Source organism: Actinomycetota bacterium (genome assembly GCA_040881665.1).
Taxonomy (GTDB): domain Bacteria; phylum Actinomycetota; class UBA4738; order UBA4738; family HRBIN12; genus JBBDWR01.
Map to the genome: position 1 here is coordinate 19,527 of JBBECT010000007.1, position 20,505 is coordinate 40,031.

Genomic DNA, 20,505 nt, shown 5'->3' on the forward strand with positions numbered 1-20,505 from the left:
TAGGGGTACCTTGCCCCGGAAAGCACCTGAAGGGGGACGGCTCCCGCTAGGCTCCTGCCCGGGAGGAGAGAGCGCCCGTGGGAGACGAAGGATCCGGAGGTGAGCGGCCGGAGGGCCGCACGCCCTCCCGACCGGAACGGTCCCGCGCTCGGCACGTTCTTTCCAGGATCGCCCTCGACCTGAGCCCGCTGCGCACCTCGCGCGACTTCCGATTGCTCTGGTCCGGTGAACTGATCTCTGAGACGGGCTACCAGATCGCGCTCGTCGCCGTCTACGTCCAGGTGTACGAGCTGACCGGATCACCGGCCGCTGTCGGCTTGATCGGTCTCGTTTCCCTTGTCCCCCAGCTGATCGGTGCGGTGCTCGTCAGCGCGATCGTCGACGCCGTCGACCGCCGCAAGCTGCTCGTCTACTCGCAGGTGGGGATGTCGATCGCCGCGGGGCTGCTCCTGTTGGGCGCCGTGATGGACCGACCTCCCTTGGCGCTGATCTACGGCGCCGTCGGTTTCGGAGCGGTGTTCTCCGCGATCGACTCGCCCACGAGGATCGCGATGGTCCCCCGGCTCGTCGGCCGCGAGGAGCTGCCCGCGGCGCTCGCGCTGAACCAGGTGATGTGGAACGGCACGACGATCGTAGGTCCCGCGATCGGCGGGATCGTGATCGCGCAGTTCGGTCTCGACTGGGCGTATGGGATCGACCTGATCAGCTACGGAGCGACGCTCGGCGTGGCGGCCCTGATGCGGCCCGTGCCGCCGGAACACGAGGACGGTCGTCAACCCGCCGTCGGGCTGGCTGCGGTCCGCGAGGGTCTCACGTACCTGAAGGGCCGACGCGTGATCCAATCGACCTTCACGTTCGACCTGATCGCGATGATCTTCGGGATGCCGCGCGCACTGTTCCCGGTGATCGCGGTCACGCAGTTCGGCGGCGGGGCGGAGATCGTGGGTCTGTTGCTCGCAGCCCCCGCGGCGGGAGCACTCGCCGGTTCCCTCACCGCCGGGTGGGTCGGATCGGTCCGCCGCCAGGGGCTCGCCGTGATCTGGGCGGTGGTTGCGTGGGGCGCCTGCATCGCGCTGTTCGGCCTCGTGGGTCAACTGTGGCTCGCGCTGGTGTTCTTGGCGCTCGCCGGATGGGCAGACATGATCTCCGCGCTGTTCCGCAACACGATCCTGCAGTTGTCGGTGCCCGACTCCCTCCGGGGACGCATGTCCTCGATCCACGTTCTCGTTGTGTCCGGCGGCCCCCGACTCGGCGATCTCGAGGCGGGGTTGGTCGCGCAAGCCTTCACCGCCCAGGTCTCGATCGTATCGGGCGGCCTGCTCTGCATCGCAGGAGCGGCGATCATCGCGATCTTCGTGCCGGGGTTCCGCCGGTATCGGACAGGGGGACCCGACGGCCTTGCCGAGCGGACCGACGCGGTCGGCTGACTTTCCGGCACCCTCTTCACCCCCCCGGGCGAACGCTGCAATCTATAGGATTGAGGGATGACGAAGGTTCGACCCTCCGCCCGGGCGTCCTCCTTCACCGAATCGGTGATCCGGGAGATGACACGGTTCGCGGCCGATTTCGATGCGATCAACCTCGCCCAGGGATTCCCCGATTTCCCCTCCCCGGCCGAACTGAAGCGGGCCGCCCAGCAGGCGATCGAGGACGACGTGAACCAGTACCCGATCACCTGGGGATCGGAGTCGTTCCGCGAGGCCCTCGCCACGACCTACCACGAGCGCTACGGCATGACGTGGGTCGATCCCGAGCGACACATCACCGTCACCTGCGGCGCGACGGAGGCGATGATCGCGTCGATGCTCGGGGTGCTCGACCCCGGGGACGAGGTGATCGTCTTCGAACCTTTCTACGAGAACTACGGGCCGGATACGATCCTGTCGGGCGCCATCCCGCGCCTAGTGTCGCTGCATCGCCCGGACTGGACGTTCGACGAGCCCGCCCTGCGAGCGGCCTTCAACGATCGGACGCGCGGGATCGTCATCAATTCCCCGAACAACCCGACCGGCAAGGTCTTCTCGATCGAGGAGCTCCGGGTCGTCTCGGAACTCTGCCAGCGGTGGGACGTGGTCGTGTTCACCGACGAGATCTACGAGCACATCGTCTACGACGGTTACCGGCACATCCCTCCCGCAACCGTTCCGGGGCTGGAGGACCGCACCGTCACGATCAGTGCGATGTCGAAGACCTACGCCGTCACCGGCTGGCGGGTCGGCTGGGTGATCGCACCGGACGCGATCGCGAACGGGATCCGCACGGTGCACGACTTCCTAACGGTCGCGGCCGCGGCACCTCTCCAGGAGGCCGGGGTCGCCGCACTCGCCCTCCCGGAGTCGTACTACCGAGAGGAGGCGGCGTCCTACCAGGAGCGTCGGGACGTGATGATGGCGATCCTCGACCGATGTGGGTTCGTGGCTGCTCCCCCACGGGGGGCGTACTACGTGATGGCCGACGTCTCCACGCTGGGGTTCGGTGACGACGTCACGGCGGCGATGCACTTCGTCAAGGAGCTCGGTGTTGCCGTCGTACCCGGTTCGTCGTTCTTCTCCGATCCGGCGGCGGCCGTCGACCTCGTGCGATTCGCGTTCCCCAAGAAGCTCGAGACATTGCATGAGGCCGGGCGGCGCATGCTGCAGGGATCGACGTGATCGATCGGGGACGACCCGGGCGAGCGGAGAGGAGCGCGTCCTGCGCGCCGCGATCCTGACGGGACCGGAACGGATCGAGGTCCGAACGGTTCCACCACCGGCGTCCAGGGACCCGCTCGTGCGGATCCGCTCGGTCGGCATCTGTGGCACCGACCAGAAGATCTTCCACGGCGCGATCCCCGTGGGCTACCCCCGCGTCATGGGCCACGAGCTCTCGGGAGAAGTGGCGGTCGCCCCTCCGGGATCCGGTGTGTCCGTCGGTTCGCGAGTGCTGGTCGACCCGGGGATCACGTGTGGAACCTGCCGCCAGTGTCGCGAGGGTCGTGGCAACATCTGCACCCGCGGATGGCTCATCGGCCGGGACCGCGATGGAGGGCTCCGCGAGGTGCTCGACGTTCCCGCGACCAATCTGCACACGCTTCCCCCGTCCCTCGATCACGACGTCGCCCCTCTGTTGCAGGTGCTGGCGACCTGCGTGCACGCACAGCAACGCTCACCGGTGGCTGCCGGAGAGTCCGTCGTGATCGTGGGACTGGGCGTCACGGGGCTGCTGCACCTCCAGCTCGCGAAGCACCGAGGTGCCTCGCCGGTCGTCTGTGTCACGCGGAACGAAGCCAAACTCGAGCTCGCCCGCCGGCTGGGAGCCGACGTCACCGTGCGTGCCGGCGAGAGCGGCGGATCGGATCGGGTCGCCGGCGCGACCGGTGGGGGCGCAGATCTGGTGATCGAGTGCGCCGGCACCGTCGCGACGCTGGCGAGCGCGATCGAGGTCGCCCGGATCGGTGGACGGATCCTCTCCTACGGGACGATCTCGGAGGTGGAGGGCGCACTTCCCTTCTACGACCTGTACTACAAGGAGCTCGCGATCACGAACGCCCGGTCCGCGCTCGCGGCGGACTTCCCCGCCGCGATCACCGCGGTTGCCGAGCGGCACGTCCAGCTCGCTCCTCTCGTCTCCCACAGGTTCGAGCTCGACGAGGTCGAGGAGGCGATCCGCGTCGGGGGCGAAGGCGGATCGCTCAAGGTCCTGATCGAGGTCTGAGGGGACGGAGACCGATCGATGCGTGCCATGGCCGTTACCGCGTACGGGGATCCGCTCACCTTGCTCGATCTGCCCGAGCCCGACCTCCCTCCCGGCTTCGCGCTGCTCGACGTGCTCGCATCCGGTGTCTGCTTCACGGACGTGAAGATCGCGCGGGGACGCATGCCGTCCAGCGCCGACCTCGCACTCCCCCACGTTCCCGGACACGAGGTGTGCGCAGCCGTCGTCGGAACCAACCCACCGGGCGTGCTCGCGACCGGGACGCGCGCGATCGTGTACCAGTACTGGTCGTGCGGGCGGTGCCCGGCCTGCCGACGCGGACACGACGCGATGTGCTCGTCGCTCGAGGGGTGGATGGGGTTCCGCGACCCGGGCGGGTTCGAGGAGCGCCTGATCGCCCCCGTCGATCGGCTGATCCCGGTGCCGACGTCGGTCGACCCGATCCACGCTGCCCCGATGTCGTGCGCGCTCGGGACCGCCTACCGATCGGTCGTCACCCGTGGCGGGGTGCGTGCGGCGAACCGTGTCGCGGTCATCGGCCTCGGAGGTGTCGGGATCCACGCCGCGCAGGTGGCGATCGCGTCAGGGGCCCACGTCGTGGGATTCGACGTCCACGACCCCACGCTCACGCGGGCAGGTGAGCTCGGCATCGACGCCCGACGCAGCGACGATGCGGAGGCCATCGCGGCGACGATCGACGAAACGGGAGGCGAGGGGGTCGACGTGGTGATCGAGACCGTCGCCCATGAGGCTACGCTGTCGCTCGCGAACGCCCTCGTCCGGAAGGGGGGACGGATCGTCGCCGTCGGACACGCGCCCACGACAGCACTCACCCTCCCAACGGTCCGTCTCGTCCTCGACGAGGTCGAGATCGTGGGTTCCCGCTACGCATCCCTCGACGAGATGCACCGGGCGGTCGCGCTCGTCGCCGACGGCAGGGTCCGTCCCGTGGTCGGCCTCGTCCGGCCCCTCGAAGAGGTCAACGAGGTCCTCGAAGCCCTTGAGTCCGGCGAGGTCGTCGGGAGGGCGGTTCTCGACGTCTCGAGTGGGTCCTAGCCTCGTCGCTCTGCGAGGGCCGCCGCGTTCACGGCGTACGGGGGCGCCTGACCCGCCAGCACCGCCACGACCTGTTCCGCCGCCTTGCGCTGGAGCTCGGCCACGGATTCCTCGCTGTAGAACGCTGCGTGTGGGGTCACGATCACGTTGTCCCTGCGGAGAAGGGGGTCGTCGGCCGCCGGGGGTTCGGTTTCGAGCACATCCAACCCCACGCCACCCAGCCGCCCCGTCTCGAGCGCGGCATCTAGGGCATCGTGGTCGATCAATGGACCACGTGAAGTGTTGATCAGGAACGCCCCGGGCTTCATGATCGCCAGTTCCGTGTCCCCGATCAGATGTCGCGTCTGTTCCGTGAGAGGTGCATGGAGCGAGACGATGTCGGCGTCCGCCAGCAACGCCTCGAGGGGCAGGGGTTCGCCGCCTGCGGCCCGTACCACATCGTCGGGCACGAAGGGGTCGTACACGGCGACCGCTAACCCGAGCGAACCGCACTTCGCAGCCAGCGTCGTGGCGATCTTCCCGAACCCGATCAGCCCCAGCGTCCGACCCCGCAACCGATGGAGCGGACGCGCGTCCGAGGGTGTCCACGAACCGCCGCGCACGCTTCGATCGAGGCGCGCGACCCCTCGGGCGAGCGCGAGCATCAGCGCGAGCGCATGGTCCGAGACCTCGTCGACACAGTAGTCGGGGACGTTCGTGACGACGATCCCTCTGGCAGTCGCCGCGTCGAGGTCGATCGTGTCCAGGCCGATCCCGTAGCGCGCGATCACCCGGCACGCCTCGAGCTCCCGGATCACCTCGGCCGGGATCACCGTGTAGCAGTTCAGGATCGCATCTGCCCCCGCGACGGCAGCTCGGACCTCGTCGGGCGTCGTGGCGTTCCGTTCGAATCGCAGTTCGTGGCCGGCCGCCTCCAAGAGCGCACGCTCGCGGTCGAGATCGGTGAAGACGTGATCGGTGACGGCGACTACTGCCATAGCGGTCCAGCTCCTTCGGTGCGTGCGGGTCGGATGTTCATCGTTCGAGGCGCAGCAGCCGGGCGGCGTTCCCCCCGGTCACGAGGACGCGCTGTTCGTCGGTCAACCCGTCGACCTGCCCGACGAGCCCAACCGGATCCTCCTCGCCCATGTCGAACGGATAGTCGGTGCCCATGAGGACGTGATCGGCCCCGAAGTCCTCGATCAGCCGCCCCAGCTGCACCGGGTCGTAAACCATCGTGTCGAAGTGCAGCTGTCGCAGATACGTGCTCGGAGTGCGGGAGATGTGTTCGCGGGTCTCCGGTCGCACTTCGTAGGCGTGATCGAACCGAGCCGGGTAGAACGGAAGGTACCCACCCCCATGGACGACGCAGATCTTCAGCTCACCGAAGCGCTCCAACACTCCCCCGAAGATCATGTGGGCGAGGAAGACCGTCGAGTCCAGCGGCATGCCCACCGTGTTGATCATGTAGTGCTCCGTGAACCGCTCCCCCTGCGTGAAGCCGTGTGGGTGGACGACGAGCAGCAGATCGAGCTCTTGAACACGCTGGAAGAAGGGCACGAAGCGGGCGTCGTCGAAGTCGATGCCATTCACGTTCGTGCAGATCTCGACCCCCGTGAATCCGAGATCGCCGGCCAGACGGTCGAGCTCGATGATCGCGCGGTCGACGTCTTGCAGCGGCAGCGTTCCCAGCGCGCGGAACCGATCCGGATGCCGCTGGACGATACCGGCGAGATTGTCGTTGTGCAGCCGGGACAGTCGCTCCCCCAGCTCGGGCTCGGTCCAATAGAAGTACTGGGGAGGGGCGATCGCGATCGCCTGCACATCGACACCCATGCGATCCATGTCCCGCAGGCGCTCTTGCGGATCGACGAACTTGGGTCGCAGGCGTTCGACCTGACTCCGGTTGACGGCATCACTCGCCGCACCCGAATAGCGGAAGAACGGGTCCACCTCGGGCGAGAAGAACGGGGCCACCAGCTCCTCACACTCGGGGGTCAGCACGTGGCAGTGGATATCGATCGTCGTCACGCTCCGACTCCCCCGATCCGTGTCGAGGAGCGAGCCGGATCAGTCACGGTGACGATACCGTTGCATCCGTCGACCGTCGCGAGAGCGCCATCGAGGCCGGCTAGATGAACGCCGACCACCGCGGGCACGCCGAGCGATCGAGCGACTTCGAACAGGTGCGCTCCAGGGCTCCCCGAGGCCGCCACCAATCCCGCGCTGTTCCACAGCAGCGGCGCGAGCTGCGGCAGGGGCTGCGACACGGCGAGCACCGCCCGCGGACCCGGGGTTGCCGAAACGCTTCCGTCGACCACCGACACGATGCCCGCACCGATCCCGGGACACACTGCCGTGCCCTCGGAAGCGGCGCCGGCCCAGCGCACGACATCAACCACGAAGGGTTCCCAGCGGTCGGGCCCGCGCCGGATCGGTGGTCGCGACCCCTCGCGCGCCGCCCGCTCGAGCTCTCGGACCGAGAGGCGCCAGACCAGTCGGGCGTCGGGCAGCACACCCGTCTGCTCCAGCGCCTCCCCGATCCCTTCCACCAGTCCCAGGATGCGGCGAACGGTTCCGGGATGTGGAGGATCACATCGCTCCGAGAGCGACGCAGGCCACGCCTCCGGCTCCGCCCCGAGCAGAGACCGAGCCCGCGCCTCGGCGGCGCGGAAGGCGACATGAGGTGGCGATCGCCAGACCTGCCCCGTCAGGCCATCGGCGAGCGATCGCGCCTCGGCGAGCGCGGCGACCGGATCGGGCGTAGGGATCGCCCTCGCCTCGGGCACATCGAGTGCCGCGTACACCCACGGGATCACGAGCTCGTCGCCTAACGGCGCGGGATAGCGCCGGACCGTCGCAGCCAGTCGCTCGGCGCCCTGCGGCATCGCACGGGACGTGATGGTCGTGATCGAGGGGGCGGGCGAAGCCGACGGCACGGGCAGCCGCCGGGCTTGCAACAGAAGGATCCCGTCATCCGCCCACCCCCACTCGATCGCGTCGGCGTCGATCGTCGACGCCAGATCTCGTACGAGCCGCCCGGCCTCGATCGCCCAACGCGGCGTCAGTCCGTCCAGGCCGGCACCCATGTGGACCGTGCCGTCCGCCGACACCTCCGCCAGGACCCCGGATCGCCGCCCGCTCACGAGCGTGTCCGGACCCGCGGCGGTCGCGGCGATCGACACCCGGCCGTCGGGTTCCAACCGAGCGGTACCGCCCGCGTCGAATCGCACCCAGGGCTGCAGGAGCACACCGATCCGAAGAGCATCCGGAGCCACGCCCGCCGCGACCGAGCGCTCGATCACATCCTTGGTGAACGCCGAGGCCCAGCACCCTCGCACACCCACCGGAAGATGCTCGGGGTCGACGTCGTGGTAGGTCGCGAAAGCCCCCGACCACCGGCCGTCCTCGTCCAGCGGCGTGGACGATCGCACCACGAGGGTCCCCTCGAGGAGGGAACCGACGCGACCGAGGTCGCGATCGAGCGCCGGATCGAGCCGTCCGTCGGAGATCGCCAGGGTCGCGGCCGACGGTCCCGAACGGTCGAGGGCCTCCACGCCGGCGCGGATCGCAACCGCCGACTCGGCGCACGGAACCACCCACCCCCCGAGCACCGGGAACCCGGCCTCGAGGGCACGCGCCAGCCCCGCGGCCTTGGCTCCGACGGACCCGGGTTGACGAGCCGGCTCCTCGGCGAGCGAGATGAGCCGCTCCACGAAGCTAGTCGACCACCGTGATCTCGTCGATCGGGAACGAGGTGATGAGCTCGTGACCGGTCTCGGTGACGACGAGCATCTCCTCGAGCCGGACGCCGAACTCGTGCACCTTGCCGTGCTGGGTCTCCAGTGCGAAGACCATCCCCGGCTTGATCTCGATCGGGTGATCGAGCGACCAGATCCGCGAGATCACCGGCTGGTCGTACTGCGCGAGTCCGAGACCGTGACCCCACAGGTTCGCGGCGGCTTCGTCCTCGTCCGCGTACCCCCAGGTCTCCATGGCCGACGGCCACTTCGAGGCGATGTCGCGCGTGCTGACTCCGGGCGCGACGGCATCGATCGAGTCGCGGAGCCACTTCAGAGCCGTGTCGTAGTAGGAGCGCATCTCGTCGGTGGGCTTGCCGCCGACGCAGTAGGTCCGGTAGACGCACGACTTGAAACCGTTCCAGGTCAGCGCCGCGACGTCGATGATCACCAGCTCCCCGGGCCGGATGATGCGGTCGGAGAAGTTCCGCCAGTTCGGCCAGGCGTTCGGACCCGACGACACGATGATGTCCTCGACATCTTCGACTCCCGGGTAGTTGTAGAGGAACTCGAACCCGTGAGCGGCCACCTGGTTCTCGGTGAGGCCCGGACGGATGAACTGGGTCATCTCGTAGTGGAGCGCGTCGCACATCGAGCCCACGATCCGCGAGCAGTTCTGTTCGTCCGGACTCTTGATCGCGCGAGCCTCCATCATCGGCGTCATCCCGTCGGTCCAGGTGATGCCCGCGCGCTCGAACGTCTTCATCATCGTGAGGTCGATGAAGTCGACCCCGAGCGGCCGGTCTTTCACACCCGCGTCCTCTAGGTCTCCCGCCAGCGCCTCGGTGAACTTCTCCACCTGCATCATCGAGGCGGGTCCGGCCGCACCCTTGATCCATGCGAACGAGTGCCGCACGTTCTGAGGTGGGATCCAGGGCGAGTGCTCCTTGATGTGGATGCCGATGTCACCCTGCTCGTACAGGATCGGCTCTCGGCCGTCGACGAGCACCGCGTAGCGCAGGCCGGGCTTGAGCTTGTTCCATCCCGGCGTCAACGTGGACGTGACGTAGCGGATGTTCTCGTCGTACATCATCAGCATCGCGCCCAGCCCATGACGCTTCATCGCGTCGCGTGCGCGCTCCAGACGGTACGCACGCACCGCATCCCAGTTGATGCCCCGTTTCCATTCGATGTTCGCGTAGCCGAACGCTTCCTTCATCTGTGTGGCTCCTTCTTCTCGGTCTCGGTGTGCGCGGTTCTCGTGCGGACCGGTCAGGAGGTGACCCCGTCGACGATCGCGGTGAAGGCATCGTCGTCGACGAGCCCCTTGGTCTCGAGCGAACGTGCCTTGACCTCGTCCAGGATCTCCTGCATCTGCTCGTCCGTCGCCTTGAGGCCGAGACGGTCAAGTCCGGCCGCGACCGAGTCCAGACCCGAACCTTTGCCGAGCACGAGCACCGGGTCGGGCTGACCGACCAGCTCGGGCCGATACGGGAACGACTCGGTGAGTTCGTCGCCGACGTTGCGGACCCATGTCGTGATGATCCCCGACTCGACGTTGTAGAGGCGCTCCCCGACCACGGGCCGATTCGAGGGCTGCGAAACGCCCGCGATCTCCATCACGAGCTTCGACAGGTCGAAGAACCGTTCCGTGGAGATCCCGGTCTCCATCCCGTACATCGTCAGCAGCGCGAGCACGGTCTCCTCCATCGGGGTGTTCCCGGCGCGTTCGCCGATCCCCGTGACCGTCGTCTGGATCACCTCCACGCCTTCGGCCACCGCGATCAGGGTGTTCGCGACCCCGAGTCCGAAGTCCATGTGGAAGTGGGTCTCCAGCGGGACCCCGAGACGATCGCGCGTCTTGCGCACGAAGAGTTGGACGCCGTGCGGGGACAACACGCCGAACGTGTCCACGAGTCCGACCGCATCGACGTGCCCGTCGGTGGCCACCCGCTCCAGGAGGTCGAGGTACTCGACCAGTCCCGCGCGCGTCGCGTCGATCGGGAAGAAGGACACGGTCAGTCCGAGTTCGTGTGCGAGGCTCGTCGCCTCGATCGACGCGTCGATCGCGCGCTCGACCGGCCAGCGGTAGGCCATCTCGATCAGGTGGTGGCTCGAGGGGATCTCCATCACGACCCCGTCGACCCCGCAGTCCGCTGCACGCTTCACGTCGTCGACCATGCAGCGGGAGAACGCGTAGACCTTCGACGGCAGGCCCATCTTCACCATCTCGCGCACCGCGGCGTCGTCGGCCGGAGACACGGCCGGCAGGCCGGCTTCGATCCGCGGGACCCCGGCCTCGGCCAGCGCCTCGGCGATCCGCAGCTTCTCGTCTTTCGTGAAGACGACTCCGGCCTGTTGCTCGCCGTCGCGGAGGGTGACGTCGTGGACCTGCACCGTGGCAGGAAGGTCCATCGTGTCGCGGATCTCCGGCATGAAGTTCCACGGACTGGTGAACCAACGATCGGTCTTCCACGGCTGCTCGGCCATATCGCTCCCCTCAGAACACCCGGATCCGGATGGTGCATCATATACGATGCGCTCACGAAGCGGGCCCGGTCCCGTGCCTGGGGACTCACGGACACAGGAGTGAACGATGCCGATCATCGATATCCACAATCACGTCACCCCACGACGGTTCCGGGACGCGATCGAGCGGGACGGAGTCTGGAACACCTTGGGGCCCGACGTCGGAGAGCTCCACATCCCCAAGTTCTCGATCGACCCCGCCGAGCGGGTCGCGGAGATGGACGAGATGGGCGTGGACATCCACGCCCTGACGATCAACACGGGATTCTTCAAGTACGACCTCGATCCGGAGGTCACGAAGGTCATCGCCCGCGAATGCAACGAGGAACTCGCCGAGATGATGACCGCGTTCCCCGATCGGTTCACGGCCCTCGCGTCGCTGCCGATGCAGGATGTCCCCGCCGCGATCGACGAGATGGCCTGGGCGATGGACGAGAAGGGCTTCAAGGGGGTCACGCTCGGCGACCACGTGAACGGTCAGGAGCTGGACGAGCCACAGTTCCGCCCCTTCTGGAAGGCCGTCGAGGAACTCGGAGCGGTGATTTTCTTTCACCAGTGCAGCGCAACGGTTGTGGAGTATCGAACGGACCGCTACGGACTGCCCAACGTCGTCGGCAACCTCGCGGATCGCGCGGTGACGTACGGCTCCCTGGTCTACGGCGGGGTGATGGACGAGTTCCCCGACCTGAAGATCTGTCTCGGCCACGCCGGAGGCTACGCGGCCTTCGGCGCCGCGAGGATGGACCGCGGCTGGCAGGCCGGTGCGCTCGAGAACATGCCGGAGTTCGACGACTCACGCACCGTGCTGCGCACGCCGCCGAGCGAGTACCTCAGCAGGTTCTACTACGACTGCTGCACCTATACGGAGGCGACCCTCCGGTTCCTGATCGACGCGGTGGGGATCGACCGTGTCGTGCTCGGCACCGACTATCCGGCTCCGATGCTCCTCGAAGACGCGGTCAGGTGGATCCGATCGCTCGAGGGTCTCACCGACGCCGAGAAGGACGCGATCCTGTCCGAGAACGCGACCCGGCTGCTGGGGATGTAACTACCCCAGCCGGTCCGGTTGCTCGATCGGCGCTTCGCCGTACACCTCGGGATTCATCACGTTCGGCGGACGATCACCCCGGATCATCGCGGAGAGGTTCTCCACGACCGCGAGCGCCATGTTCGTCCGCGCCTCCACGGTCGCGCTCCCGATATGCGGGGTCAGGACGACGTTGGGGAAGGTGAACAGCTCCGGACTCGGCGACGGTTCGCTGATCGGCGGTTCGTTCCAGTAGACATCGAGGGCCGCCCCCGCGATCTTCGCCTCGCGCAGCGCCTCGATCATCGCGGGCTCGTCCACGATCCGCCCTCGAGCCGCGTTCACGAAGAACGCGGTCGGCTTCATCAGGTCGAACTCCCGGGCGCCGATCATCTTGTGCGTCGTAGCGTTGTAGGTCGTCATCAGCACGACGAAGTCCGCGCGTCGCAGCAGGTCGTCGCGCTCGGGCTCCCACGAGACCCCGAGCTCGGCCTCCAGCTCGGAGCCGAGGCGATTGCGCTTGGTGTAGATCACGTCCATCTCGAACGCTCGCAGGCGTTTCGCGATCTGCTGACCGATGTCTCCGAGCCCGATCATCCCGACGGTCTTGCCGCTGAGCTCGGTCGTGAGGAACGTGGTCGACTGCTCCTGATGGAACCGACCCGCCCGGACGAACGCGTCCGCCTCGGGGATCCGCCACGCTAGGGAGATCAGAAGCGCACACGTGAGGTCACACGTGGTCTTGGTGATCAGGTGCGGGATCACGGTCACCGGCAGCTGACGGCGGGTGGCCGCCTCGACGTCGACGACATTGGGGAACAGCGCCATCGTCGCGATCCCCTTCAGCTTGGGAGCGGCCTCCATCACCTCTTCGTCGACCGGGGTGTCCCCGAGCATCCATAGGTACTCCGCGTCCCGAACGCCGTGCATCAATTCGGGCTTGCTGATCATCCGCTCGGACTCGAACACCTCGACGTCGGCGAACGTGGCGAGTTCGGTCCGGCCGATGTCCATGATCGGCTGACAGACGAACACTTTGGGCTTGGCCATCGAGATCACCCTCCGAAGATCGTCGCGGCGGTGCCGCGTAGGAGCGCCTCGCGCTCGTCCGTGGACAACTCATCCATCGCTTCGAGTCGTCCGACCGGGTCGTCGAACGTCATCGGGGCCGGCCAGTCGGTGCCGAACACCACGCGGTCCGCCCCGACGACGTCGATCAGGAACCGCAGGTTCCGAGGCGTGTACACCACCGTGTCGTAGTAGAAGCGGCGTACGTAGGTGCTGGGACGGTCTTTCGCCTTGCCGCGCATCGACGGCCACACGTCCCATCCCTTGTCCAAGCGGTCGAGCGCGTACGGTACGTAGCCGCCCCCGTGACACAGACACACGGTGAGGTTCGGGTACTTGTCCATCACGCCGCCGTAGATCAACGAGGCGAACGTGATCGTCCGATCGACGAGGTTGCCGATCGAGTTCAGCAGGAAGAAGTCCTCGGTACGCGCCGCGACCGTGGTGTGCTTAAACTGGTGCACGAGCAGGAACACGCCGAGCTCCTCGGCGACCTCGAAGAAGCTGTCGAACACAGCGTCGTCGTAGGTGCGGTTGTTCACATGGTCGTCGATCATGAATCCCGTGAGACCCAGCTCCCCCATCCCACGGGCCATCTCCTTCTTGGCCCGTTCGACATCCTGCATCGGGAGTGTGCCGAGCCCCGTGAACCGATCCGGGTGATCGCGCACCATGCCCGCGATCTCCTCATTCGCCTCCTGCGAGATCCGCTCGGTAACCTCCGGAGCCTGGTCGTACTGATAGAACACGTCGGTAGGCGAGACGAGCTGGATGTCGATCCTCAGCTCGTCCATCGTCTCGATCCGCTTCTGGACGCTCCATCGGTTCTTCTCGTTGCCGAGCTCGCCGTCGGCGGACGTCATGCCGTGCCAGTCGGTGCCGTCTTCGAGGACGGCCTTCTTGAATCGCTCGAGCGTGCAGTGGCAATGCACGTCGATGACCTTGCCCTGTGCCATGCGGGTGGGTCCTCTCGTCGAGTCGCGTTAAGGGTGGTCAGTGGCCGTACATCGTGTGGGTCATGCGGGCGGTCCACTCGTACCTCGTCACGTCGGCGACCTCTCGCATCGCCTTCGTGTACGCGTCACCTTTCACGAACGCATCCGCAGCGTCCCGATCGGTCAACCCGACGTCGATGATCCAGTCGTAGTCGGTCCGCAGCTTGCCCACACTCGTGCCGATCGTGACCCGCTCGACACCCGGTTCGTCACCCAGGCGCTTGATCTCGGCCAGGGTGCGTTCCTTCGTCGCGTCGTCGACGTCGTCCTTCCAGAGGAACAGCGCCGCGTGCCGGACGTGGCCCGGCTCGATGATCGGGTCGCCGTCGTACCAGAAGTCGATCCGAGCGGTCAGTTCACCCTGGCACTTGGCGGCGTTGTAGACCGCGATCTCGTGGTGCACGTCGTCCTTGTTGTATGCCTCGAGGGCGGCTTCGTCCTCGAAGTCCAGATGCAGCGCGACGTCGTAGTCGCACGGCGGTCCCTCCGTCTGGCCTTGCCAGCGTGGCGTCCGATCCCACGGCTTCGTGTCCTTCAGGTGGAGGGAGCCACCGAACAGATCCTGGCCGAAGTCGATCGCCGACGGCCCGGCGGCGGTGAAGCGCATGAACGCGGATCCCTTCTGCATCCAGCGCATCTCCTCCTCTCCGTTGCCCTCCTTCAGCATGAAGAAAGCGGTGTGTCGCAACATGTGGTCCTCCTCGTGTCGTCGTCGGGCGCTCGAAGAAAGCTACACGTGGCGGGGCACCGTCACGCTTCGACCAGCGGACGTTCCATCTCCTCGAACAGCTCGAGGATCTCCGCCTGCTGGATCGCGACCTCCCGATCGGTCTGCCGACGCGGGAACGGGAGGTCGATCATGAGATCGCGGAACACCATGCCGCGGCTGCTCATCATGATGACGCGGTTCGACAACTGGACGGCTTCGAGCACGTCGTGGGTCACGAAGAGCACGGTCGAGTGGGTATCGAGCCACAGCTTCTGGAGCTCCACGCGCAGGTCCCGAGCCGTGATCGCGTCGAGGTGGCTGAAGGGCTCGTCCATCAGCAGCAGGTCGGGGCGGATCGACAAGGCGCGAGCGATCCCGACGCGCTGCTGCATCCCACCGGACAGCTGCCCCGGGAACATCTCCGCGGTGGCGCCGAGGTTGACCATGTCGAGGAACTCCCGACCGCGCGCGACGCGCGCTTCCGAGTCCTTTTCGTCGAGCACGTAGACCATGTTGTCGAGCACCGTCTTCCACGGCAGGAGCCGGGGATCCTGAAAGACGTACCCGATGCGGGCCGGGCCCTCGTCCCCCGTCACCTCCAAGGTGCCGCCGCTGGGATCTTCGATACCCGAGACCATGTTCAGGAACGTGCTCTTCCCGCATCCGGACGGGCCGACCAGTGCGACGAACGTGTGGCCTTCAGCCTCGAAGCTGACGTCGCGCAGCGCGACGACCGGATCCTGCCCCGCACGTGTGGGTGCGAAGACCTTCTTGACGTCATCTGCTACCAGTCGCGCCACGTCGTCTCAGCTCCTGTTCGTCGTCGCTCCGTCGCCTACCCGGACCACTGCTGCCCGCCGATGCGCCAGCGGCGGAAGTGCCGCACGACGCGGTCCATCACGATCCGATCGAAGGCCAGGATGATCACCATCATCACGAGCCCCCACGCCATCATGCCGGCGAAGGACCCGGCGTCGTACCAGTAGTGCGCCCTGAACCCGACACCTTTGTCGTTGCCGAACCACTCCACGAGCAGGATCGCCCCCCACCCGGCGAGCACCGCCGAGCGGAAGCCGGCCGCGATGTACTCCATCATCGAAGGGATCACGAGCGAGCGGAACTGGCGTTTCGCGGGCACCCGATACGCCTCCGACATCGCCCGCAGCTTGCCGGGCGTCGCCGTCGCTCCCTGGAACGTACTGATCACCAGCTGCGGCGTCGCCGACAGCACGCAGACCGCGATCGGACCGATGTTGCTGAAGCCCCACCACATCACGACGAGCAACGCCCAGATGAAGGCCGGCAGCGTGATCCCGACGAGGATCAGATCGGTCATGAAGTAGCGCACGCGCCACCAGCGCGCCATCGCGATCCCGATCACGACGCCGAGGACGAGCACGATCGACAGACCGATCACCGCCCTGACCAGACTGATCGCGATGTTGGGCCAGACCTCTCCGCTCTGGAACTCCTCGATCAGGAACTCGATCGTCTCGGTCGGAGCGGGGATGTCTTCGAAGGTCGTGCCCGCCCACTGCCAGATCAAGACGAACAGCACGCGAGCCGTATACCGTGCGGCGCGGTCCGACACGATCCACCGGTACCAGGGCTTCGGGGCCGGGGGCAGGCTCACCTCGGGCAGATCGCCCACGACCGGTCCGCCGCCCCGCACTCCTTTGTCGCTGACCGTGCTCATGCGTCGGCCCTCCGTGCGCGGGACGGATCTCGCCAGGCGAAAACACGCTTCTCCAGGGGGGTGATCAACACCCGTTCGACGAGCACGACGAAGATCACGAAGTAGAACATCCAGGCCAGCAGGCTCTCGACCGAGAAGGCTTGGAAGGCCTTCTCGAGCTGGAAGCCGACGCCGACGTAGCCCCCGAAGGTCTCCGCCAGCGCGGCGAGCTTCCAGGAGTTCGCGAATGAGGTGCGTCCGCTCGCGAACAGGAACGGCACCACCGAGGGGACCACGACCGCCTTCGCGGTCTGCCGGCTGTTCCGACGGAACGAACGGCTCATCGAGAGCAACCCACGGTCCACCGACTCGACGCCGGCCGCCACGTTGATCGCGATCCCGGTGAACGCCTCCAGGGCGACCACGAAGGCCGGCCCCCAGGGACTGATCCCGAACACGATCAGTGCCACGACGGCGTACACCAGCAGGGGGACGTTGGCGAAGATGTACACGAAGTCGTGGAAGAAGGCCTTGCCGTAGCGATACCGGCCCATGATCAGGCCGATCGGGATACCGACCGCCAGTGCGATCGCCCACCCGACCATCGTCTTGACGAAGCTGCTCCAGAAGTTCTCGACGACCAGGCCGGTGGTGAGCAGCTCCCACATCCTCGCCACGACGCGGCCGGGTGATGGAAGCACGTAGGGCTCGAACACGAAGGCGGCGAAGTACGCCCACACACCGATGAAGGCCAAGCCGCCGAGCAGCGAATACATGACCTTCGCGCGGGAGCGCCCACCTTTGGTGAACGCGTCGAGTGCCTCTTCTTCGAGATCCTCGAGAGATTTCTCTATCGTCGCCATGGCTCCAAGGGGGTTGGGGCGCCGACATCGACCGCGCGGGCAGCGGTCGACGCCGACGCCGGAACTGCTATCGCCTGCTCGTTACACCTTGGGGCAGGCGCGCTCGGCCTCCGGGGGCGGCTCGATCGCCGCGTGCTCCGGGAACTCCGCGTCCTCGGGGACGATCCCCGCGTCCTGCACCAGGTCGAAGACGGGCCGCTCACCCTCGATCCACTCGTCCGTCAGGTACGGGCTCTCGACGAACCAGTCGAAGGTATTGGCGAAGTAGTCCTTCATGAAGTCGGCCTCGGACGGATCCTCCACCGCGAAGTGCTGCGGGTAGGTGTCGATGATCTCCTCGTAGTTGGCGTCCCACTCCTGCATCGCGCAGTCCCAGACGTCGAGGAAGAACGCGACCGCTTCGGGGTTCGCGTCGAACCATTCCTTCCGCGAGACGAACGCGTTGCTCAGCACGCCCTCGTGGCCGGGCACGATCTCCTCGCCGTAGAGCTGCGAGGCCGACTTCCCGTCGTACATGACGGTCAGGTCGCCGGAGGCCATGTCCCCGATCACCTGGGTCGGGTCGAGGATGCCAGCGCACGCCTCACCTTCCCGCAGGAGGGTCGGGATGATCTGGTAGTCCGCCGTGACGATGCCGATGTCGTCGGATCCCTCCGCGACCTCGCGCCCGTCGACTTCGTTGATCAGCGACGCCCAGATGATCGTGTTGCCGGTGACGGACTCGGAAGCGATCTTGCAACCTTCGGGCATGTCCGCGACCGTCTTGTATTCAGGGTTCGCCGTCACGAGCACGTCCTTGTTCATGTTGAACTGAGCGAACGTGACCGTTTCGATCCCCTGATCTTCGAGCAACGGGGTCTCGTACGTGCCGGTCGAGATCACATCGGCGTGCCCACCCGCGAACGTCGCGAACTCGTCCCACGTCGCTAGCTGGATGATGCGGAAGCCGGACTCCTGCTCCATCGCCTCCAGCATGCCGTTGTCTTTGATCCAATCCCACGCCGGGTCGGGCGCGAACGTGAAGCGGATGATGTCGGACTTCTCACCGGATTCACCGCTCTCGTCGCCTTCGCCGTCCCCGTCGTTCCCGCATGCAGCCGCCACGAACAACAACGCCGCGAGCAGCGCCAGCGTTCGGAACAACACCTTCCTCTGAACCATGGACCCCCACCTTCCCCTCGTCGCGGGTGGACCTTGGTCGCGTACTATATAAAGTGTTGGAAACGCTGTCTAGGGAGTGGACATCGTTGCAGCGCAGGGACTTCTCGGAAGGCGCGGGCGAGCGACCGCCCTGTGCGTGGCAGCCGTGCTCATCCTTTCCCCCGACGCGCTGATCATCCGGAGCCTGCACGCCGATCCCTGGACGGTCCTGCTGTGGCGGGGTGTGCTGACGGCCACCGGGATCGTGGCACTGGCCTGGGTCATCGTGCGCCGTGGTCCTCGTCCGTTCACGGGTCCGGCCGTGCAGGTGACGCTGTTGGGCGCGGTCTTCTTCTCCGGTGCAACGGTCGCGTTCGTGACCTCGTTGCGTCGCACCGACGTCGCGAACGTGCTCGTGATCGTCGGCGCCGGCCCCCTGTTCGCGGCGATCCTCAGTCGTGTGTTCCTCCGGGAGGACATCCCACGCCGGACGTGGGTCGCGAGTCTGTCGGTGGTCGTGGGCCTCGCGGTGATCCTCGCGGGGAGCCTCCAGCACGGCTCCTTGGTGGGTGACCTCATCGCCGTGGCCGGATCCCTCTGCTTCGCTGCGTTCCTGACGACGGTGCGACGAGCTGGTGAGGCGAGCATGCTTCCGGCGCTCGCGATCGCAGGCTTGATCACTGCCTGCGTTGCGGTCGTCGCCGGTGCGGGCCTCCGTCCACCACCCAGCGACGTGCCCCTGCTCCTCATCCTCGGGCTCGTGATCCTGCCGGTGTCGCTCACCCTCACGACACGTGCGGCCCGAGACCTGCCGGCCCCGGAGGTCAGTCTCGTCTCCAGGATCGAGACGTTGCTCGGTCCGTTCTGGGTGTGGCTCGCTGTGGGAGAGATCCCCGCGGTGGAGGTCGTCGTGGGTGGGCTCCTGATCGTCGTCGCCGCATCTCTTCACTCCCTGAGCGCGCTCCGCGCCGAACGGCACCAGGCGCGGACCACCTGAGGTCGACGATCACCTCACCGCAGGTCGGCCAACTCCACCGCGCACCCCGAAGCGACGCTGCGATCGATGGCCTCCAGCACGGCGGCAACCTCGAGTCCCTGCGCTGCACCCGTTTCGGGCGTGGTGCCGTCGCGGATACACCGGGCGAACTCGGCGAGCTCGTCGACGATCGTGTTCACGGTGTCGACCTCCCGCTCGATCCGCGCGGGGTCCTTCCGCTCCTGGGTGAAGAGCCGAGTTCCGTCCTCTTCGTTCCATGCGTTGCCGTCACTGCCGTACACCGACAGCACGTTCACGGCCGGCACGAAATAGGAGGTACCGATGTAGCCCAACGGACCGCTCTCGTATTCCAGGATCACGGTAGTGGCCTCATCGAGTGGCAGGAAGCCGTGGATCCGCTTGCTGAACGCCGTGACACGCTTCGCGGGCCCCACGAAGTAGTTGAAGGTGTCGACGATATGCACGCCGAGCCCGGTCATCCCCCCGGCGGGACATTCCTCGGCGGTGCGGCGCCAGCCGGGCAGCGCCGGCTTGTGACCGCCGGGGCCGGACTGGTTCCCCTCGAGCTGAAGGACCGTCCCCAGCTCGCCGGACCCGATCAGTTCCTTCAGCAGGCGGTTGGCGGGCTGCCGACGACGGTTGTGTCCCACCTGCAGGATCACGCCGGCCGCCTCGGTTGCGGCGATCGAACGCTTCGCCTCGGCCACGGTCAGTGTGAGTGGCTTCTCGACGAAGACGTGCTTACCCGCGGCTGCGGCCCGCTCGACCATCTCGAGATGGGTCGAGTGTGGCGTCGCGACGAGAAGCCCGTCGATCTCGGGATCGTCCAGGATGTCCTCCAAGCTCGACGCTGCACGGCACCCGTGCTCCTTCGCGAACGCTTCGCGCGTGTCCACCGACCGAGCGAAACACGCCACGACCTCCGCGAGCCCCGACTCTCGTGCGCTCTCGGTCAGGACGCCACCCCACCAGCCGATCCCTACGACTCCGAGACGTACCGTGTCCATACTTCGTGCCTCCCGTTCGCTGGTTGC

19 protein-coding genes are annotated in these 20,505 nt (G+C 66.9%); 6 read left to right on the plus strand and 13 right to left on the minus strand.

Translation table 11 applies throughout. The features are described from left to right. Positions 1 to 77: 77 nt before the first annotated feature. From WEF05_10290 to WEF05_10305, 4 genes are all read left to right on the plus strand, one after another. The gene (locus WEF05_10290; protein MEX1102271.1) at positions 78 to 1,427 is read left to right on the plus strand and encodes an MFS transporter; all 1,350 of its coding nucleotides are present in this window, start codon (positions 78 to 80) and stop codon (positions 1,425 to 1,427) included. A gap of 57 nt (positions 1,428 to 1,484) precedes the next feature. Next, entirely contained in the window at positions 1,485 to 2,651 is a 1,167-nt protein-coding gene (locus tag WEF05_10295; GenBank protein MEX1102272.1) for an aminotransferase class I/II-fold pyridoxal phosphate-dependent enzyme, read from the plus strand. 118 nt (positions 2,652 to 2,769) lie between these two features. Continuing rightward, positions 2,770 to 3,693, plus strand: coding sequence for an alcohol dehydrogenase catalytic domain-containing protein (locus WEF05_10300; protein MEX1102273.1), 924 nt, complete (start codon positions 2,770 to 2,772; stop codon positions 3,691 to 3,693). Positions 3,694 to 3,720: 27 nt separating this feature from the next. Then, positions 3,721 to 4,749: a zinc-binding dehydrogenase gene (locus WEF05_10305; GenBank protein MEX1102274.1), complete on the plus strand. Its 1,029-nt coding sequence runs from the start codon at positions 3,721 to 3,723 to the stop codon at positions 4,747 to 4,749. Here WEF05_10305 and WEF05_10310 read toward each other — a convergent pair. From WEF05_10310 to WEF05_10330, 5 genes are read right to left on the minus strand one after another with little or no spacing between them, the layout of a single operon-like run. Then, a complete protein-coding gene (locus WEF05_10310) occupies positions 4,746 to 5,726 on the minus strand; it encodes a C-terminal binding protein (GenBank protein MEX1102275.1) in 981 nt (326 codons plus the stop codon). The genes WEF05_10305 and WEF05_10310 overlap by 4 nt on opposite strands. Before the next feature lie 37 nt (positions 5,727 to 5,763). After that, entirely contained in the window at positions 5,764 to 6,759 is a 996-nt protein-coding gene (locus WEF05_10315) for an amidohydrolase family protein (GenBank protein ID MEX1102276.1), read from the minus strand. After that, positions 6,756 to 8,444 carry a PEP-utilizing enzyme gene (locus tag WEF05_10320; GenBank protein ID MEX1102277.1) on the minus strand — a complete coding sequence of 563 codons (1,689 nt, stop codon included), beginning with the start codon at positions 8,442 to 8,444 and terminating at the stop codon, positions 6,756 to 6,758. Before WEF05_10320 ends, WEF05_10315 begins: the two co-directional genes overlap by 4 nt. Positions 8,445 to 8,448: 4 nt before the next feature. After that, positions 8,449 to 9,687: a Xaa-Pro peptidase family protein gene (locus WEF05_10325; GenBank protein ID MEX1102278.1), complete on the minus strand. Its 1,239-nt coding sequence runs from the start codon at positions 9,685 to 9,687 to the stop codon at positions 8,449 to 8,451. A 53-nt stretch (positions 9,688 to 9,740) separates the two neighbouring features. Then, positions 9,741 to 10,958: a pyruvate carboxyltransferase gene (locus tag WEF05_10330; protein ID MEX1102279.1), complete on the minus strand. Its 1,218-nt coding sequence runs from the start codon at positions 10,956 to 10,958 to the stop codon at positions 9,741 to 9,743. A 106-nt stretch (positions 10,959 to 11,064) separates the two neighbouring features. Here WEF05_10330 and WEF05_10335 point away from each other — a divergent pair, with 106 nt between their 5' ends. Then, positions 11,065 to 12,045, plus strand: coding sequence for an amidohydrolase family protein (locus WEF05_10335; protein ID MEX1102280.1), 981 nt, complete (start codon positions 11,065 to 11,067; stop codon positions 12,043 to 12,045). On the opposite strand, the gene WEF05_10340 is transcribed toward WEF05_10335, so the two are convergent. The 7 genes from WEF05_10340 to WEF05_10370 form a co-directional block, all read right to left on the minus strand. Continuing rightward, on the minus strand, positions 12,046 to 13,074 hold the full coding sequence (locus WEF05_10340) for a D-glycerate dehydrogenase (protein ID MEX1102281.1): 1,029 nt from the start codon (positions 13,072 to 13,074) through the stop codon (positions 12,046 to 12,048). Between the two features lie 5 nt (positions 13,075 to 13,079). Beyond that, a complete protein-coding gene (locus WEF05_10345; protein ID MEX1102282.1) occupies positions 13,080 to 14,048 on the minus strand; it encodes an amidohydrolase family protein in 969 nt (322 codons plus the stop codon). Between the two features lie 37 nt (positions 14,049 to 14,085). After that, complete coding sequence (locus WEF05_10350; GenBank protein MEX1102283.1) at positions 14,086 to 14,778, minus strand: hypothetical protein; 693 nt, start codon at positions 14,776 to 14,778, stop codon at positions 14,086 to 14,088. A 59-nt stretch (positions 14,779 to 14,837) separates the two neighbouring features. After that, positions 14,838 to 15,596 carry an ABC transporter ATP-binding protein gene (locus WEF05_10355; protein ID MEX1102284.1) on the minus strand — a complete coding sequence of 253 codons (759 nt, stop codon included), beginning with the start codon at positions 15,594 to 15,596 and terminating at the stop codon, positions 14,838 to 14,840. Between the two features lie 35 nt (positions 15,597 to 15,631). Continuing rightward, the gene (locus tag WEF05_10360) at positions 15,632 to 16,492 is read right to left on the minus strand and encodes an ABC transporter permease subunit (GenBank protein MEX1102285.1); all 861 of its coding nucleotides are present in this window, start codon (positions 16,490 to 16,492) and stop codon (positions 15,632 to 15,634) included. Next, positions 16,489 to 17,334: an ABC transporter permease gene (locus WEF05_10365; GenBank protein MEX1102286.1), complete on the minus strand. Its 846-nt coding sequence runs from the start codon at positions 17,332 to 17,334 to the stop codon at positions 16,489 to 16,491. Before WEF05_10365 ends, WEF05_10360 begins: the two co-directional genes overlap by 4 nt. Before the next feature lie 81 nt (positions 17,335 to 17,415). Next, on the minus strand, positions 17,416 to 18,495 hold the full coding sequence (locus tag WEF05_10370) for a hypothetical protein (protein ID MEX1102287.1): 1,080 nt from the start codon (positions 18,493 to 18,495) through the stop codon (positions 17,416 to 17,418). Positions 18,496 to 18,631: 136 nt separating this feature from the next. On the opposite strand from WEF05_10370, the gene WEF05_10375 reads away from it, so the two are divergent. Then, complete coding sequence (locus WEF05_10375; GenBank protein MEX1102288.1) at positions 18,632 to 19,471, plus strand: DMT family transporter; 840 nt, start codon at positions 18,632 to 18,634, stop codon at positions 19,469 to 19,471. A gap of 14 nt (positions 19,472 to 19,485) precedes the next feature. Here WEF05_10375 and WEF05_10380 read toward each other — a convergent pair whose 3' ends face one another. Beyond that, positions 19,486 to 20,478 carry a Gfo/Idh/MocA family oxidoreductase gene (locus tag WEF05_10380; protein ID MEX1102289.1) on the minus strand — a complete coding sequence of 331 codons (993 nt, stop codon included), beginning with the start codon at positions 20,476 to 20,478 and terminating at the stop codon, positions 19,486 to 19,488. Positions 20,479 to 20,505: the final 27 nt, after the last annotated feature.

What these genes read in the sequence shown, in the direction of transcription:
- WEF05_10310 (MEX1102275.1), bottom strand. Translation starts at nt 5,726, where the DNA reads ATGGCAGTAGTCGCCGTCACCGATCACGTCTTCACCGATCTCGACCGC.
- WEF05_10370 (MEX1102287.1), bottom strand. Translation starts at nt 18,495, where the DNA reads ATGGTTCAGAGGAAGGTGTTGTTCCGAACGCTGGCGCTGCTCGCGGCG.
- WEF05_10305 (MEX1102274.1), top strand. Translation starts at nt 3,721, where the DNA reads ATGGCCGTTACCGCGTACGGGGATCCGCTCACCTTGCTCGATCTGCCC.
- WEF05_10295 (MEX1102272.1), top strand. Translation starts at nt 1,485, where the DNA reads ATGACGAAGGTTCGACCCTCCGCCCGGGCGTCCTCCTTCACCGAATCG.
- WEF05_10345 (MEX1102282.1), bottom strand. Translation starts at nt 14,048, where the DNA reads ATGGCACAGGGCAAGGTCATCGACGTGCATTGCCACTGCACGCTCGAG.
- WEF05_10365 (MEX1102286.1), bottom strand. Translation starts at nt 17,334, where the DNA reads ATGGCGACGATAGAGAAATCTCTCGAGGATCTCGAAGAAGAGGCACTC.
- WEF05_10330 (MEX1102279.1), bottom strand. Translation starts at nt 10,958, where the DNA reads ATGGCCGAGCAGCCGTGGAAGACCGATCGTTGGTTCACCAGTCCGTGG.
- WEF05_10350 (MEX1102283.1), bottom strand. Translation starts at nt 14,778, where the DNA reads ATGTTGCGACACACCGCTTTCTTCATGCTGAAGGAGGGCAACGGAGAG.
- WEF05_10335 (MEX1102280.1), top strand. Translation starts at nt 11,065, where the DNA reads ATGCCGATCATCGATATCCACAATCACGTCACCCCACGACGGTTCCGG.
- WEF05_10340 (MEX1102281.1), bottom strand. Translation starts at nt 13,074, where the DNA reads ATGGCCAAGCCCAAAGTGTTCGTCTGTCAGCCGATCATGGACATCGGC.
- WEF05_10380 (MEX1102289.1), bottom strand. Translation starts at nt 20,478, where the DNA reads ATGGACACGGTACGTCTCGGAGTCGTAGGGATCGGCTGGTGGGGTGGC.
- WEF05_10325 (MEX1102278.1), bottom strand. Translation starts at nt 9,687, where the DNA reads ATGAAGGAAGCGTTCGGCTACGCGAACATCGAATGGAAACGGGGCATC.
- WEF05_10360 (MEX1102285.1), bottom strand. Translation starts at nt 16,492, where the DNA reads ATGAGCACGGTCAGCGACAAAGGAGTGCGGGGCGGCGGACCGGTCGTG.